Origin of the sequence: Variovorax sp. Root318D1 (assembly GCF_001424835.1) — a bacterium.
In the GTDB taxonomy this organism is placed as follows: domain Bacteria; phylum Pseudomonadota; class Gammaproteobacteria; order Burkholderiales; family Burkholderiaceae_C; genus Variovorax.
Map to the genome: position 1 here is coordinate 478,050 of NZ_LMCQ01000019.1, position 14,286 is coordinate 492,335.

Annotated in this window: 14 protein-coding genes; 7 read left to right on the forward strand and 7 right to left on the reverse strand. The window is 65.9% G+C overall.

Annotation, left to right across the window (positions count from 1 at the left end):
- Positions 1-25: 25 nt before the first annotated feature.
- From ASC78_RS16615 to ASC78_RS16630, 4 genes are read right to left on the reverse strand one after another with little or no spacing between them, the layout of a single operon-like run.
- Entirely contained in the window at positions 26-1,075 is a 1,050-nt protein-coding gene (locus ASC78_RS16615) for a pentapeptide repeat-containing protein (protein ID WP_055803236.1), read from the reverse strand.
- A gap of 7 nt (positions 1,076-1,082) precedes the next feature.
- Entirely contained in the window at positions 1,083-3,686 is a 2,604-nt protein-coding gene (locus ASC78_RS16620; protein WP_055803239.1) for a DUF2169 family type VI secretion system accessory protein, read from the reverse strand.
- Positions 3,683-4,150 carry a hypothetical protein gene (locus ASC78_RS16625; protein WP_055803243.1) on the reverse strand — a complete coding sequence of 156 codons (468 nt, stop codon included), beginning with the start codon at positions 4,148-4,150 and terminating at the stop codon, positions 3,683-3,685. The genes ASC78_RS16620 and ASC78_RS16625 overlap by 4 nt, the downstream gene beginning before the upstream one ends.
- A 14-nt stretch (positions 4,151-4,164) precedes the next feature.
- Positions 4,165-6,555, reverse strand: a complete 2,391-nt coding sequence (locus tag ASC78_RS16630) for a type VI secretion system Vgr family protein (protein WP_055803245.1) — start codon at positions 6,553-6,555, stop codon at positions 4,165-4,167.
- A gap of 247 nt (positions 6,556-6,802) precedes the next feature.
- On the opposite strand from ASC78_RS16630, the gene ASC78_RS16635 reads away from it, so the two are divergent.
- Complete coding sequence (locus ASC78_RS16635; RefSeq protein ID WP_055803247.1) at positions 6,803-7,519, forward strand: aspartate/glutamate racemase family protein; 717 nt, start codon at positions 6,803-6,805, stop codon at positions 7,517-7,519.
- Between the two features lie 3 nt (positions 7,520-7,522).
- On the opposite strand, the gene ASC78_RS16640 is transcribed toward ASC78_RS16635, so the two are convergent.
- Positions 7,523-8,452 carry an alpha/beta fold hydrolase gene (locus tag ASC78_RS16640; RefSeq protein ID WP_055803250.1) on the reverse strand — a complete coding sequence of 310 codons (930 nt, stop codon included), beginning with the start codon at positions 8,450-8,452 and terminating at the stop codon, positions 7,523-7,525.
- 116 nt (positions 8,453-8,568) lie between these two features.
- Between ASC78_RS16640 and ASC78_RS16645 the strand changes: the two genes are divergently transcribed.
- The 4 genes from ASC78_RS16645 (at position 8,569) to ASC78_RS16660 (ending at position 11,195) form a co-directional block, all read left to right on the forward strand.
- Positions 8,569-9,630 (forward strand): aldo/keto reductase, encoded by a 1,062-nt coding sequence (locus ASC78_RS16645; protein WP_055803252.1) that lies wholly within the window; start codon positions 8,569-8,571, stop codon positions 9,628-9,630.
- On the forward strand, positions 9,627-10,118 hold the full coding sequence (locus ASC78_RS16650) for an aminoacyl-tRNA deacylase (RefSeq protein ID WP_055803255.1): 492 nt from the start codon (positions 9,627-9,629) through the stop codon (positions 10,116-10,118). Before ASC78_RS16645 ends, ASC78_RS16650 begins: the two co-directional genes overlap by 4 nt.
- An 82-nt stretch (positions 10,119-10,200) precedes the next feature.
- Complete coding sequence (gene plsY / locus ASC78_RS16655; RefSeq protein WP_055803260.1) at positions 10,201-10,836, forward strand: glycerol-3-phosphate 1-O-acyltransferase PlsY; 636 nt, start codon at positions 10,201-10,203, stop codon at positions 10,834-10,836.
- A gap of 5 nt (positions 10,837-10,841) precedes the next feature.
- Positions 10,842-11,195, forward strand: a complete 354-nt coding sequence (locus tag ASC78_RS16660) for a RidA family protein (protein WP_055803263.1) — start codon at positions 10,842-10,844, stop codon at positions 11,193-11,195.
- 9 nt (positions 11,196-11,204) lie between these two features.
- Here the strand turns inward: ASC78_RS16660 and ASC78_RS16665 are convergent, their stop codons facing one another.
- The gene (locus ASC78_RS16665) at positions 11,205-11,846 is read right to left on the reverse strand and encodes a retropepsin-like aspartic protease family protein (protein WP_055803266.1); all 642 of its coding nucleotides are present in this window, start codon (positions 11,844-11,846) and stop codon (positions 11,205-11,207) included.
- A 7-nt stretch (positions 11,847-11,853) separates the two neighbouring features.
- A complete protein-coding gene (locus ASC78_RS16670; protein ID WP_028259207.1) occupies positions 11,854-12,339 on the reverse strand; it encodes a YajQ family cyclic di-GMP-binding protein in 486 nt (161 codons plus the stop codon).
- Between the two features lie 45 nt (positions 12,340-12,384).
- On the opposite strand from ASC78_RS16670, the gene murB reads away from it, so the two are divergent.
- The gene (gene murB / locus ASC78_RS16675; protein WP_055803269.1) at positions 12,385-13,437 is read left to right on the forward strand and encodes a UDP-N-acetylmuramate dehydrogenase; all 1,053 of its coding nucleotides are present in this window, start codon (positions 12,385-12,387) and stop codon (positions 13,435-13,437) included.
- Positions 13,437-14,279, forward strand: coding sequence for a glycine-rich domain-containing protein (locus ASC78_RS27640; protein ID WP_055803271.1), 843 nt, complete (start codon positions 13,437-13,439; stop codon positions 14,277-14,279). The genes murB and ASC78_RS27640 overlap by 1 nt, the downstream gene beginning before the upstream one ends.
- Positions 14,280-14,286: the final 7 nt, after the last annotated feature.

Consider the following 14,286-nt stretch of genomic DNA (forward strand, 5'->3'; position numbering starts at 1 on the left):
GAAAACGGGTGAGAGGTGTTGGCGCTCAATGCGACCCGGACCATACCTGGGCCTTGAAGAGCTCTGGATCGCTCTCGATGATTCCGCCGCGGCTGGAGAAGTGGGTGCCTTGCTGGAGCGCGCGATGAAGGCGGGTGCGCAGAAAGCAGGCACCGCGGAGGTCGGCACCGCGGAGGTCGGCGTATGAAAGGTCTGCGTCCTGCAGTTGGGCGTCCCGCAGGCTCGCACCTGTGCAGCGTGCGCGGTGAAAGACGGCGAGCGGCAGGCGGGCGTGGCTGAAGTCGACGCGCTCCAGAACAGCTTCCACCCAGATCGACTGGTCGAAGCGCCCGCCGCTGCAGTTCGCGCCGCTGAGGTCGGCCTCCGGAAACAGCGCCTGGCAGGCATCCGTATGCGAGAAGTTCGCGCGCCGCAGCGATGTTCCCTTGAAGTTGCCTTGCGTGAGCGTGGCGCCGCTGAAGTCGGCGTCGTCGAGCTGGCTGTCGGTGAACTGGCACAGGCGCAGCGACAAGCCGGCGAAGCATTGTCCGTCCAGGTCGCATTCGAGGAACATGACGCTCAGGCATTGCGTCTGCGCAAAGACCGCTGTCTTCAGGTCGAGGCGGTGAAAGGTGACGAAGTTCAGCGTGGCGCCGGTGAAGTCGGCCCGGTCGAGCTGAGACTCCAGGAAGCTTGCACGTTCGAACTGCTGCGACTGCAGCAGGCTTTCCGTCAACTCGCATCGGAAGAACCTGGCAAAGTCCAGCCGCGTGTCCTTGAAGCTGGCCTGCCGTGCCTGGCATTCGACGAAGGATGCGCTTTCGAGCGTGGCGGTGTCGAAGCGCGCAGCATTCACGCAGCAGCGAAAGAACTGCACCTCCTTCAGATGGCCGGCGGAAAACTCGCAGCCCGACAGGTTGCAGTGCGACAGCGCGCTGCCTTCGAGATTGGCGTTCGCAAAGTTGGCGCCTCTGAAATCGACGTCGTCCAGCAGCGCGCCCGAGAGGTCGAGGCCGCTCAAGTCCCACCCCCTGCAATCGGCGCTGCCGATCTGTGTGCCGTGACGGATCCTGTCGACGAATTCATCGCGCGTCATTCGAGGGTCATTCGGGCGCTGCAGCGCCCCGCGCCGGCCAGATCTTCGTCTGCTGCGTATAGGCGCCCAGGAGGTGGGTGGTGCCGTCGATCAGGCTCTGTGACACGTCGGTGCGGAAGAGGTTGGCGGTGCTCAGATCCGCCTGCGTGAAATCGGCCTTGGAGAAATTGGCGTCGATGAGGTTGGCGCCGCGCAGCACGGCGCCTGTGAGGTCCGCGCGCACGAAAAGGCTTTCGCCCGCCTCCAACCGCTCGAGCCTGGCGCCCCGCAAGTCGCACTCCGAAAAGTCGCAGTTGTCCAGCCGTGCCGCGCCAAGGTCGGCCCCGGGGAGCGGCGTGGTGCGAAAGCCGCATTGCCTGAGTGTGGCGCGGCGGAATCCGGCGCCGGCCAGGGAGCTTCCATGCGCGAAGCTGCTGCCGTCGATGCGCGCATCGGAAAAATCCACCGCGCCGCTGCAATCGGTGGTGACGAATCCGCAGCGCACCAGCGTAGCGTTGACGAAGCTCACGTCTTGCAGCGTGCACTCGAGCCACACTACCTGGTTGAACGAGGCACCGCCGAAAGCCATGCCGTCCATGCGCAGTTTCGTCAGGAAGACCTGCTGCCAGTCGGATCCGCGGAAGTCGCATTGGCTGAGTTCGGTCTCGGCGAGGCGCGTCTGGTCGAACTGGGTGTTGGCCATGTTGCAGGACTTGAAGCGCGTCTTCTCGCAATGGGCACCACCCAGGTCGGCGCCGGAGAAGTTGGCGAACTCGCAATTCGCGCCGCCGAGGTTGGCGTTCTTGAAAGTGGCGTTGATCAGCGACGTGCGCGAGAGCCGGGCGCGTGCCAGCACGGCGCTGTTGAAGTTGGCATCGTCGAGCAGGGCCGCATCGAGATTGGCGTCTTCGAGAGAGGCGCCCGAGAAGTCGGCCCCGCGCAGGTCCATGCCCGAAAGGTCCGCACCGATCAGGCGCATGCCCGAGAAGTTGCGTTCGCCCGGTGCGGCTTCGGCCAGACGGCGCCGGATCTTGGCGGACCGGTAGGAAGGCATGGGTGGCGCAGCGTCGGAAAGGTGGGCCGCATAGAGATACCCGAGCTTGATCTGCGCGCCCGTGCGCTCCTTGGTGCTGGCGGCAATGAGCGAAGGCGCGGCCACCGCGCTGGACGGGCTCTGCGGGACCGGCGCGGCGAGTTCTTCGAGTTGCTGCAGCAGTTCGTCGGGATCGAAGCGCTGCGGCCGGCTACGGCTTTCTCGCAGCAAAGCCGGGTCGATTTCTTCGTCCTGCGCCTTGTGCATTCGTTCGGCGTGGGCCTGCAGGTCTTGCTTGGCTTTCATCATGTCTGCCTCCATGCGCTCGAAGTATTCCGGCACGTCGTCGAATGCCAGTGGCTCGGCCGGGGGCGCAGGCGCGGGCAGGTATTGGTCGGGGTCGACGCCCAGGGCCAGGAGCTCGGCGCGGCGGCTTTCGTGGTCGCGCTGTTGGCCGGCGCGCAGGTTGCGAATCAGCGGCCGCGCCATCGGGTCGGGCATGTCTATGGCGCTCCAGCGCCCGAGAATGGCCTTTGGGGCGAGGTCACTGTCGCGAAACGCCAGCAGGCCGCCGCGCGCCGGATCGAGCCGCTGCAGCAGCGCCGATTGGTAGTGCGCAAGCGGCCGGGGCTCGCGGGGGAGTTCGAGTGCCGGCATGATGTGCCGCACGTCGGCGGCGTCGTCCTCGCGCACCGGCAGCGTCCCGTGCCAGACCAGCGCCACGCGCTCGCGGTGCGGAAAAAACCATGCGGTGGTGAGCCGCAGCGCAACTTCCCGCAGCTCGCGGCCTTGCTTGTCGAAGCTCACGAAGCAGCGCGCGAGCCAGTCGGGCAGGTGGCCGCTGAGCACCGGCTCCACGGGGTGCATGTTCAGAATCTCGTAGGCCGCGCGGGGCGGAAGCTCCTGGCGGTCGGGCCATTGCTGGTCGGCGGGCGCGGCGTTGAAGAAGCGCCAGTCCATGTCCTCGGCGAAACCGGGAAACTGGTGCTGCAGCCAGTCGTCGCCGTACTCGCTGCCCATCAGGGCCATGCGTTGCGGGCTCTCCACCGGCACGGCGCCAAAACTGGCGGGGCTCACGGCGTGGCCGCGCGACTTCATGCGCGCACCAACCGCTTCCACGTTGGGCGCGCGGCGCGTGCGGACACCATTCATCAGTTCGTCGAACGCACCGATGCCCGCGGGGTTCTCCGGTACGCCGGGGCCGCCGTAGGCATGGGCCCAGTCCAGGCGCATCTGCTCGAAGGGCTGCGGCGCCGTCAGCCGACCGTCGAGCCAGTAGCGATCGCCGGAGACGAACAGGGACTTCTCGACATCGGCAACGCGAATGCGCACCGCGCAGGCGGTCTTGTCCTGTTGATGAAGGGTGTAGCCATAGCCGCTCGCCAGAATCTCCGGCACGCGCTTGGGAATGCCCATGTCGAACACGCTCGAGCTGCCGATCTCCTCGCCGACGGTCTGCCAGAGCTCCTGGTCAGCCATGAGGCGAGGTTCGGTGCCCATGCTGGCCAGTGCCATGACGGACACGCCCAGGTGATCGGCACCCTGCCAGCGGTAAGGCCGGGTAAGGATGCCGAGCCGCAGCGGCTTGACGGTCTTCATGCGCCTGCTGTCTTTTTGACGGCCGGATGCGGCCGCGAAACATCGGCGCCGAAATAGGCGGCCGAGCCGGCGCGGCGCTCGACGGCGAGCTCGCGGCTCGCGGGATCGAAGCGCACGGCAATCGTCTTGCCGGGTGCGTAGTCGGGCAGTTCGGCCACGGCAATCGAGGTGGTCTGCTCCACGTCGAAGGGATCGGCTGCATCGGCCGGCTTCACGCGAAGCTCGAGCTTTGCCACCGCCCAGATGGCCCCATTTGCGGAGCGGCGCTGGCCGGTGTCGGAGAGCGCCATCACATCCGCCATGGCGGGCTCGCCGTATTCGAGCAATTCGGCGGCGCGTTGCGCGCGAGACGACCGCGCACCATGCTTTCGGTATTCGCGCAGCAGCGTGACGACCAGGGTAAAAGCGAGCCAGACGAGCAACGGTACAAGAATCCACTCAACCGAGAAGCCCGAGGTCGCCATGCGGGGTGATGCATTCAGCCGAACAGCACGAAGCCCTTGAGCGCACCCCAGAAGCCGCCCACATGCTCCTGGGCCACCACGTTCGAGAAGCTGACGGAGCCGAAGTTGGCCTGGTGCGCGTACATGTTCAAGATCTGCGCCGTGGCATCCATCTTCTTGATGTTGCTTGTGAACGTGAAACCCGAGTTGCTGTTGTTGACGCCATAAGTGGCACTGGAGGCACCGAAGGCCGTGATGGCCGTGGGCGCCCAGTCCCACAGCAGCACGCGGTTCACGTGTTTGACCTTGTTGCCCTCGAAGGTGAAGTCGCCGCTGGCCTTGACGTTGACGTCGCCCGCCGTGGCCTCGATGGTCACGGCCTTGGCCTTGCCCGAATAATTGCCAGCCGACACGGTCGAGACGTGGTCGCCGGTCTCGATGGTCTCGGTGAGGCCGCCCTTGATCGTGTCGGAGCCGCCGCCCCCCACGATGGTTCTTTGCCAGCCGGTCTGGTAGGTTTCCTGCCGGTTGCCGTCCAGTGTCTTGAGGATCGAGTTGCCGGTGTGCACCTCTTCGTCCATGCCGAGCTTGACGTCGACGAGCAGGCCCTTGTCGAAGGTCTCGTGGCGCAGGCCGGCGTTGACGACGACTTCCGAATCGCCCGTCAGCACGGTTTCCTTCGAGCCCATCTTGGTGGTGGTCTCGATGCGGTTGTCGAAGAAGTGTTCGGTCAGCGCGCCCGACACGGTGAGCTTGGAGCCGTTGCGGTATTCGGCCGTGTCCTTCTGCTTGATGGTGGTGTCGCGGGTCTTGTCGACGGTGAGGGTGTCGGTGCCTTCGATGTGGGTGGTGCGGTTGCCCTCGACCGTTTCGGTCTCGTTGTTTTCGACGTGAATGTCGAAGTCGTTCTCGACGTCGATTTCGAAGTTCTTTTCGGCGTGAATGCGCACCAGCTCGCAGCCCGGCGCGTCGTCGAGAATGAATTCGTTCGCGTTGGCCGGCGAGCCGTCCCGGCTGCGGCTCACGAAGCCGCTCACCGTCACCTGCGCCGGCAGTTCGAGCGGGGGCATCTGGTCGGCGTTGTAGACCCGCCCGATGATGATCGGCCTGTCGGGGTGGCCGCCGATGAAGTCGACCACGACCTCCTGCCCTTTGCGCGGATGGTTGACTGCGCCGTAGTTGGAGCCGGCCCATGCGCTGGAGACGCGCACCCAGCAGGAGCTGTTCTCGTCGCTCTTGCCGTAGCGGTCCCAGCGGAACTGCACTTTCACGCGGCCGTACTGGTCGACCCAGAACTCCTGGCCTGCCTTGCCGACGACGGTGGCGGTTTGCGGGCCGTTGGCGCGCGGCAATGGCGTGATGCGGGGCGCGCGGAAGAGATACGTGGTGGGCTGCACGGCAAAGTCGAAGCTGTAGTGGCCTTCGGCGCCGCCGCTGGCGTAGCCGCCTTCGCGCAGCGCATACGACACCGACACCACCAGGTATTCGCGGTTGTCTTCCTGCCGCGGGCAGTTCTGCATGGTGAAGCGGTAGCCGGGCGCCATGCCGCGCACGTTGGTGTGGCCGATGTCGCGTTCGGCCTGCGCCTGTGCTTCTTCGAGGCGGATGCGCGAGTAGTGCTCGCCCTGTTCGGCCTCGCTGAAGCCCCCGAGCCATTCGTACATCTCGTACTGGCCGTGGTCGTTGCCACGCGGCTGGCTGCGCACGTTCATCAGGTCGGCGCGGGGCTTCTTGAAATCGAAGTCGTCCACCACGTAGGTGCCGGGGCGAATCTCTTCGGTGACCTGCCACTGGTCGATCACTTCCTGCCACGGGTCGGCGCCGCGCTCGGTCGCGAGATAGCTGATCCTGGCGTAGCCGGGAAGGGTGTCGTGCGCGGCGATGTCGTCGGCCAGCACCAGCGTGTGCTGGTCCTTGTCGTGCGTGAAGTAGTAGTAGATGCCTTCGTGCTCCATCAGGCGGCTCACGAAGGCGAAGTCGGTTTCCTGGTATTGAACGCAGTACTCCCACTGCCGGTAGCTGGCGCTGAGTTTCTTCTCGAAGGCAAAGCCGTAGTCGGCGAACACCTCTTCGAGGATGTCGACCACCGACTTGTTCTGGAATATCTTGCAGTCGCTGGTGCGCGTGAGATACCAGAGCCATGGCCGCACCGTGGCGCGGTAGATCACATAGCGCGAAGTGCCGCCCTCCTTGCCGATCATCGTGAAGCGGACGATCTGCCCGTTCAGGAAGCGCGGCGCGCCTGCGGTCTGGATCTCGAGTACCAGTGGCTTGCCCAGCACGGCTTTCATGTCGATGGACATGCTGGGGCTCAGCAGCTCGACATCGAATTCGAACAGCTGTGACAGCCCCTCGGTTCCGTGCATCGAGCGGAACAGCAGCTGGTCTTCGCCCAGCGGGGTGTGCGCGCGAACGACTCTGGCCAAGTGAGAACTCCCTTCGCTCATGAAAGCGCCGACTGCACCAGCATCGACCATCGCGCCGCAGCCAGCGGCAGCAGTTGCGAACTTATGTCTGAACGGTGTGTTCGCCTGCGAACCCGTATGGGGCCCCGGCTGCTTCATCGTTGTGCCCTGTGCATCGGCAATGCCTCGTTTCTTGCAAGTAGCAGGCCAGCGCACGTCGGACATGGCGCCGTGTTGCAGGCCAGCAGCGAGCTTGTAGGATGGCCGCATGACCCAGCACATCGGAATCGTCGGATGCTCCGCCGAAGGCGCGGCGCTCTGCTACCAGACCATCTGCGTGGAAGGGGCCCAACTGCTTGGGCCGCATGCGCATCCTGAAGTCTCGATGCACACGCCCTCGCTCGCGGACTACATGGCGCACATCTACCGAAACGACTGGCGCGGCGTGGGCGAGGTGATGCTCGCGTCGGCCAACAAGCTCGCGAAGATCGGCGCGAGCTTTCTGGTCTGCCCCGACAACACCATTCACCAGGCGCTGCCGTTCATCGAAGCACGTTCGCCGCTGCCGTGGCTGCATATTGCCGAATGCGTGGCCGACGAGGCCGCGCAGCGCGGGTTCAAGCGCCTGGCCATCACCGGCACGCGCTGGCTGGTGGAGAGCGAGGTCTATCCCGAGAAGCTCTCTGCCAGGGGGCTCGAGTACGTTCGGCCTGCTGTCGATGAACGCGAAGAGATCAACCGCATCATCATGGAAGAGCTGGTTTGCGGTGTCTTCACGCCCGATGCGGTCACGGCGTTCCGCCGCGTCATCCAGCGCATGAAGGACGAGGACGGCTGCGATGCGGTCGTTCTCGGCTGCACCGAGATTCCGCTCATCATCAACGACGTGAACTCGCCGCTGCCGACGCTCGATTCGACGCGGCTCCTTGCACGCGCCGCGTTGCAGCGCACGGTGCAGGGCCGCGCCGCGGCTGAAGAGCCCTGAACCTCAGCCCGCCAGGAACTGCTCGATCAGCCCGGCCACGCGCTGCGGCTGGTCGTGGTGCAGCATGTGGCCGGCGTCTTCGAGCCGCTCGATGCGCACCGAAGGCACGGACCGGAGGCGCTCATGGAACTCGTCCAGCGTGTAGCGGTTTTTCCACCACCCCTGCAGGCTGTCGTCCGCGGCTTCGATCATGAGCGTGGGCGCCGAGATCCGCGCATAGAGCGCGAGGGTTTCATCGACCCGGAAGATGTTGGCGTTGATGATCTTATGCCCGGGATCGCCTAGGATTTGCCAGCGCTCGCTGCCGTCGGCCTGCACCTGCAGCGCCGACCAATGGCTGGCGAGCCAATTGGCCTTGTCGGGGGTGAGTCGCGGGTTGGTCTTCATGAGCCGCCGTGCCACGCCGTCGACCGCGGAGTAGCCGGCCAGCGCCATCTCGCCGCGGTGCAGCCGCTTGAGCTCGTCGATCCATTGGCCGTAGCGCCCGGGCGCTTCTTCAGGCTTGCGCGCCGGCATGCCGAAGCCTTCGAGGTTGACGAGGCGGCGGATGCGCTCGGGCCTTGCGCCGGCGTAGTGCATGGCGACGTTGCCGCCCATGCTGTGGCCGACCAGGTCGACCGGCCGCGCCGCGTCGCCTTCGCCCGCGTAGTGGTCGAGCAGCCATTCGAGATCGGCCATGTAGTCGGGCAGCCAGTAGTTGTCGACCCCGCCGCCGTCGGTGAGGCCGAAGCCGCGCCAGTCGGGCGCGACGATGAAGCGCTCTTCGGCCAGCGCATCGACCACGAACTGCCAGGAGGCCGCCACGTCCATCCAGCCGTGCAGCAGCACCAGCGGCGGCCGCGCGGCCGAGGGCTCGCCCCAGAGGCGCACGTGGTAGCTGAGGTTGCGCACGGGCACGAATTCGCTGCGCGAGGGACGGAGGGCTTGGTACATGGGCGTCGATGATAAGGAGCCCGGCGCCGGCGTGCAGTCCGGCACAGGACAGCCCTTCGCTCGGCTTTTTTGCCGGCGGCCAGCGCATTGCGGGGGAGGGCGGTAGCATCCCGCGCATGAAAAAAATCCAACTCGGCCAGAGCGACCTGCACGTCACCCCGATCTGCCTGGGCACCATGACCTTCGGCGAACAGGTGGACGAACCCACTTCCCATGCCATATTGAGCCGCTCGCTCGAGCGCGGCGTCGATTTCATCGACACGGCCGAGATGTATTCGGTGCCCACGCGCAAGGAGACCTTCAGCGTCACCGAAACCATCATCGGCAACTGGTTTGCGGCCAACCCCGGTGCGCGCCAGAAGATCACGCTGGCCACCAAGGTGGCCGGTCCGTCGCGCGGCATGCCCTGGGTGCGCGCAGGCAGCGGCATGACGCCCGAAGACATCGAGGCCTCGTGCAATGCGAGCCTCAAGCGCCTGAAGACCGACGTCATCGACCTTTACCAGATCCACTGGCCCGAGCGCCACGTGCCGGCCTTCGGCAACATCTATTACGACCCCGCCAAGGAAAGCTCGAAGACGCCGATCCACGACCAGCTCGAAGCGCTCGGCAAGCTGGTGAAGGCCGGCAAGGTGCGCGCCATCGGCCTCTCGAACGAGACGCCCTACGGCGTGCACGAATTCGTGCGGCTGGCCGAGCAGCACGGCCTGCCGCGCGTGGCCACGGTGCAGAACGTCTACAACCTGGCGAGCCGCGGCCTGGAGAACGGGCTCGACGAGACGATGCACCGGCTGGGCGTGTCGCTGCTGGCGTATTCGCCGCTGGCCTTCGGCCTCTTGACCGGCAAGTACGACCAGAGCGGCATCGAGGGGCCCGACGCACCCAAGGGCGCGCGCATTTCGAGTTACGAGTCCGTGCGCAAGCAACGCTGGGGCCGCCCCGACGCGCTGAAGGCCGCGCGGCTGTACAACCAGCTGGCGCGCGACAACGGCCTGACGCCGGTGCAGCTCGCGCTGGGCTTCTGCTACACCAAGTGGCAGGTGGCAAGCACGATCATCGGCGTGACCACGCTGGCGCAGCTCGACGAAGACATCGACGCCTACGGCACCACGCTCTCGCCCGACGTGCTGGCCGAGATCGACAGGATCCGGTGGGAGATCCGGGATCCGGCGGCGTGAGCAAAAAGGCTCACGTTTCAGAAACCCCAGCTACGCAGCTGCTGCGCGCGAACAAGGTCGTTTTCACCGAGCATCCGTATGAGTATTTGGAGCACGGCGGCGCACAGCACAGTGCCGAGGTGCTCGGCTTCGATCCCTTCACCGTCGTGAAAACGCTGGTGATGCAGGACCAGGATGCCAAGCCGCTGATCGTGCTGATGCATGGCAACCGCACGGTGTCGACCAAGAACCTGGCGCGGCAGATCGGTGCCAAGTCGGTCGAGCCGTGCAAGCCCGAGGTGGCGCAGCGCCACAGCGGCTACATGGTGGGCGGCACCTCGCCCTTCGGCACGCGGCGCCAGATGCCGGTCTACATCGAGTCGACCATCCTCGAACTGCCCAGGATCGCCATCAACGGCGGTCGGCGCGGCTACCTGGTGGGCATCGACCCGCAAGTGTGCGTCACCTTGCTGGCGGCCAAGCCGGTGCAGTGCGCGCTGGCAGAATAGCCGGCCCGCCGGCCTGAGACCGGCGGCACCCCTTCTGTCCGAATCAGCGAATAAGAACATCCATCCTTCGTGGAGCGCCGCCTTGAGCTTTCATCTGCCTTCCCTCCTGGCCATCGTGGCCTCCTACCTGATCGGCTCGCTGTCCTTCGCGGTCATCGTGAGCAAGTCGCTCGGCATGGCCGACCCGCGCAGCTACGGCAGCGGCAACCCGGGCGCGACCAACGTGCTGCGCTCCGGCAACAAGGGCGCGGCATTGGCCACCTTGCTGCTCGATGCGCTCAAGGGCTGGCTGCCGGTGTTCCTGATTCGCCACTTTGGCGCGCAGTTCGGGCTGGGTGAGGGCGTGGCCGCGCTGGCGGGCCTGGCGGCCTTTTTGGGCCATCTGTACCCGGTGTTCTTCGGCTTCCAGGGCGGCAAGGGCGTGGCCACGGCGGCGGGCGTGCTGGTGGGCATTGCGCCCTGGCTGGGGCTGGCCACCGGCGCCACCTGGCTGATCATCGCGGTGTTCTTCCGCTATTCGTCGCTGTCGTCGCTGGTGGCGGCCTTCTTTGCGCCGGCGTATTACCTTCTGGGCGGCAACATTGCGTGGCCGCTCGACCGCACGGTGCTGATTGCGATCATCATCATGAGCTTGCTGCTGATCTGGCGGCACCGCGAAAACATCCGCCGGCTCGCGGCCGGCACGGAGTCGAAACTCGGCTCGAAGAAAAAGGCTTGAACATCATGGCATCCATCACCCGCTTCCACGTCGGCCCGCGCCTCTCTGAAACGGCCGTGCATAACGGCACCGTCTACCTCGCGGGCCAGGTGCCCGACGACACCACGCAGGACATCCGCGGCCAGGCCACGCAGGTGCTGGATATGGTCGACCGCCTGCTGGCCGAGGCCGGCAGCGACAAGTCGCGCATCCTCATGACGCAGATCTTCCTGGCCGACATCACCGACATCACGGCCATGAACGATGTGTGGGATGCGTGGATTCCCGCCGGCAACACGCCGCCGCGCGCGACGGTGGAGGCCAAGATGGCCAATGCGGCCTACAAGATCGAGATCGTGGTCACGGCCGCGCAGGCCTGACGCTCGCGCTCAATAGCGTTTTTCGAGGACCATCTGGTCCGCGTCCCGGCGCATCGAAAAGCGGTTGATGAAGCTGTTGCCCAGCAGCACGAAGGGCATGGGCTGCGGTGAGACGATGGCGTCGATGTCGTACACCTCGACGTCGCCCACGCGCACCGATTGCAGCCGCAGCTTGTAGCCGCTGGCCACGCCGTTGGCGGTGTTCATCTGGACGCGCTGCCCCTTGCTGTAGTCCAGCCCGATGCGCTGTGCATCGGCGGCCGACATGGCAATCGACGTGGCGCCCGTGTCGAGCATGAAGGTGACGGGGCGGCCGTTGATGGCGCCTTGCGTCATGAAGTGGCCGCGGCTGTCGGCCGGCAGCACGATGCGGCTGCCGCCGCCCGTTCCCCCTCCGCCGCCAATGCTCACGGGCGTGTCCATGCGCAGGTTGAGGCGCTTGCCTTCGAGCTCGACCACCGCCTGCTCGGCCTGCAGCGACACGAGCTTGACGCCCTGGAAGGTCTCGCCGACGGCCACGGTCTTGGGCGGAGCGCCGTCGACGATCAGGATCGCCCGGCTGCCGATGGTGCCTGTCAGCATGACGGAGCTTGCCGCATGCGCCCCTGCAGCGGCAGCCAGGAGCTGCGCTGCGACGACCAGGGATTTCATTTGCAGATCAGTCGCGGAAGTTGTTGAACGACAGCGGCATGTCGGGCACGTCTTTCTTGATGAGTGCCATGGCGGCCTGCAGGTCGTCGCGCTTGGCGCCGGTGATGCGCACCGCGTCGCCCTGGATGGCGGCCTGCACCTTGAGCTTGCTGTCCTTGATGATGCGGGTGATCTTCTTGGCCTGCTCGGTTTCGATACCGCTCTTGACCTTGATGACCTGCTTGACCTTGTCGCCGCCGATTTTCTGCACGTCGCCCTTGTCGAGAAAGCGCACGTCGACGCTGCGCTTGGTGAGCTTGGCGCGAAGAATGTCTTCCACCTGCACTAGCTGGAACTCGGCGTCACCGATCATGGTGATTTCCTTGTCCTTGAGCTCGACGGCGGCGGCCGTGCCCTTGAAATCGAAACGCGTTGCGATTTCCTTGGCGGTGTTTTCGACCGCGTTCTTCACTTCGGGCAGATTCGGTTCGCAGACGGTATCGAAAGACGGCATTGGGCTCCTCCTGGAATCGCGGGTGCTGGATGCGACAATTCTCCCATGATCGTGGAGAACAACGTCCCGCTGCAGCCGTACAACAGCTTCGGCATCGTCGCGCGCGCGCAGAACCTGGTGCGCATCGCCAGCGAAGGGGACGTGGCCGAGCTGCGGGCCGATCCCCGCTGGCGCGACGCGCCCCGTTTCGTACTGGGCGGGGGCAGCAACATCGTGCTCACGGGCGACGTGAAGCCCTTGGTGCTGAAAGTCGAGATCAAGGGCCTGCGGCTGGTCGAGGAAACCCCGCGCGCCTGGATCGTGGAGGCCGGCGCGGGCGAGGTCTGGCACGACGCCATTCAGTGGATGCTCGCCAACGGCTACCCGGGGCTCGAAAATTTGGCGCTCATTCCCGGCACGGTGGGCGGTGCGCCGGTGCAGAACATCGGCGCCTACGGGGTCGAGCTGCAAGACCGTTTCGATTCGCTCGACGCCATCGACCTGGACACCGGGCGGAGCTTCACGCTGGACGCCGCGCAATGCGCTTTCGGCTATCGCGACTCGGTGTTCAAGCACGTGCGCAGCGGGCCGAACGATTTCGGGCTTTCGGGCCGGGCGCTGATCACCCGCGTGCGCTTTCGCCTGCCCAAGCCGTGGAAGGCGGTGGTGGGCTACCTCGACCTGGAACGCAAGATGGAGGAGGCCGGCAACTTCACGCCCAGCGCAACCGACGTGTTCGACTGGGTCTGCGCCATCCGCCGCGCCAAGCTCCCTGACTGGCGCGTGCTGGGCAATGCCGGCAGCTTCTTCAAGAACCCGACCGTCACCCCGGAGCAGTGCGCCGACATCATTGCGCGCGACCCGAAGATCGTGCATTACCCCATGGCCGACGGCAGCATCAAGCTCGCGGCGGGCTGGCTCATCGACGCCTGCGGCTGGAAGGGCAAGTCGGTCGGCAATGCCGGCGTCTACGAGAAGCAGGCGCTGGTGCTGGTGAACCGGGGCGGGCTCGAAAACCCTGTGACGGGCGGCGAGGTGATGACGCTGGCCAAGGCCATCCAGACGAGCGTGTACGAGCGCTTCGGCATTCGGCTGGAGCCGGAGCCGGTGGTCGTCTGATGGATCTCGACTTCCTGCACCTGAATTACCGGCGGCGCATTGCCGCGCTGATCTGGGCTCGCCGGGCAATTGTGCTGGGCGCCATCGTCGCGGTGTTCTTCACCTTCCGAAGTGGCGGCCGATTTGTGCTGGTCCCGCTGGTCCTGGGTGGATGGCTTCTTGCCGCCACGCTGGGCTTCATGGAATCCAGCCTGCGCCGCCAGTTCATCCGCGAGGCGCGCATGCCGCCTTTCCTCATCGGCAAGCTGCGCGCCGCACATCCCGGGCTCAGCGTTCGCGACGCCGAACTGGTGTTGCGCGGCCTGCGCCAGTTTTTCATGGCCCATCTGCGCAGCGGCCGCAAGTTCGTTGCCATGCCGTCCAAGGTGGTCGACACCGCGTGGCACGAGTTCATCCTGCACACGCAGGGCTACCAGAACTGGTGCAAGGCGGCCTTTGGCGGCATGCTGCACCACAGCCCTGCCGAAGTGCTGGGCAAGGACCCGAAGCGCAACGACGGCCTGCGCCGCAGCTGGTACTGGGCCTGCAAGGAAGAAAGCATCGATCCGCGCACGCCGGCGCGCCTGCCGCTCTTGTTTGCGCTCGACGTGAAGTTCGGCATTCCGGGCGGCTTCGACTACGTGCCCGACTGCAAAGCCGTCGACCGGCACAACGGCTCCGACGCCCATTGCGGCACCAGCTTTGGCGACTCGTCATCCTCATCGGATGGCGGCAGCTCGGGCGATGCCAGCGGCTTTGGCGGCAGCGAATCGAGCGGCAGCGGTGACGGCGGCAGCGGGGGAGGGGACTCCGGCGGCGGTGGTTGCGGTGGCGGGTGCGGAGGAGGCGGCGGCGGCGACTGATCGATCG

Bases quoted from the DNA above. Each gene is read 5' to 3' on its own strand.
- ASC78_RS16615 (WP_055803236.1), bottom strand. From the start codon at position 1,075: ATGACGCGCGATGAATTCGTCGACAGGATCCGTCACGGCACACAGATC.
- ASC78_RS16620 (WP_055803239.1), bottom strand. From the start codon at position 3,686: ATGAAGACCGTCAAGCCGCTGCGGCTCGGCATCCTTACCCGGCCTTAC.
- ASC78_RS16625 (WP_055803243.1), bottom strand. From the start codon at position 4,150: ATGGCGACCTCGGGCTTCTCGGTTGAGTGGATTCTTGTACCGTTGCTC.
- ASC78_RS16635 (WP_055803247.1), top strand. From the start codon at position 6,803: ATGACCCAGCACATCGGAATCGTCGGATGCTCCGCCGAAGGCGCGGCG.
- ASC78_RS16640 (WP_055803250.1), bottom strand. From the start codon at position 8,452: ATGTACCAAGCCCTCCGTCCCTCGCGCAGCGAATTCGTGCCCGTGCGC.
- ASC78_RS16645 (WP_055803252.1), top strand. From the start codon at position 8,569: ATGAAAAAAATCCAACTCGGCCAGAGCGACCTGCACGTCACCCCGATC.
- ASC78_RS16660 (WP_055803263.1), top strand. From the start codon at position 10,842: ATGGCATCCATCACCCGCTTCCACGTCGGCCCGCGCCTCTCTGAAACG.
- ASC78_RS16665 (WP_055803266.1), bottom strand. From the start codon at position 11,846: ATGAAATCCCTGGTCGTCGCAGCGCAGCTCCTGGCTGCCGCTGCAGGG.
- ASC78_RS16670 (WP_028259207.1), bottom strand. From the start codon at position 12,339: ATGCCGTCTTTCGATACCGTCTGCGAACCGAATCTGCCCGAAGTGAAG.
- murB (WP_055803269.1), top strand. From the start codon at position 12,385: ATGATCGTGGAGAACAACGTCCCGCTGCAGCCGTACAACAGCTTCGGC.
- ASC78_RS27640 (WP_055803271.1), top strand. From the start codon at position 13,437: ATGGATCTCGACTTCCTGCACCTGAATTACCGGCGGCGCATTGCCGCG.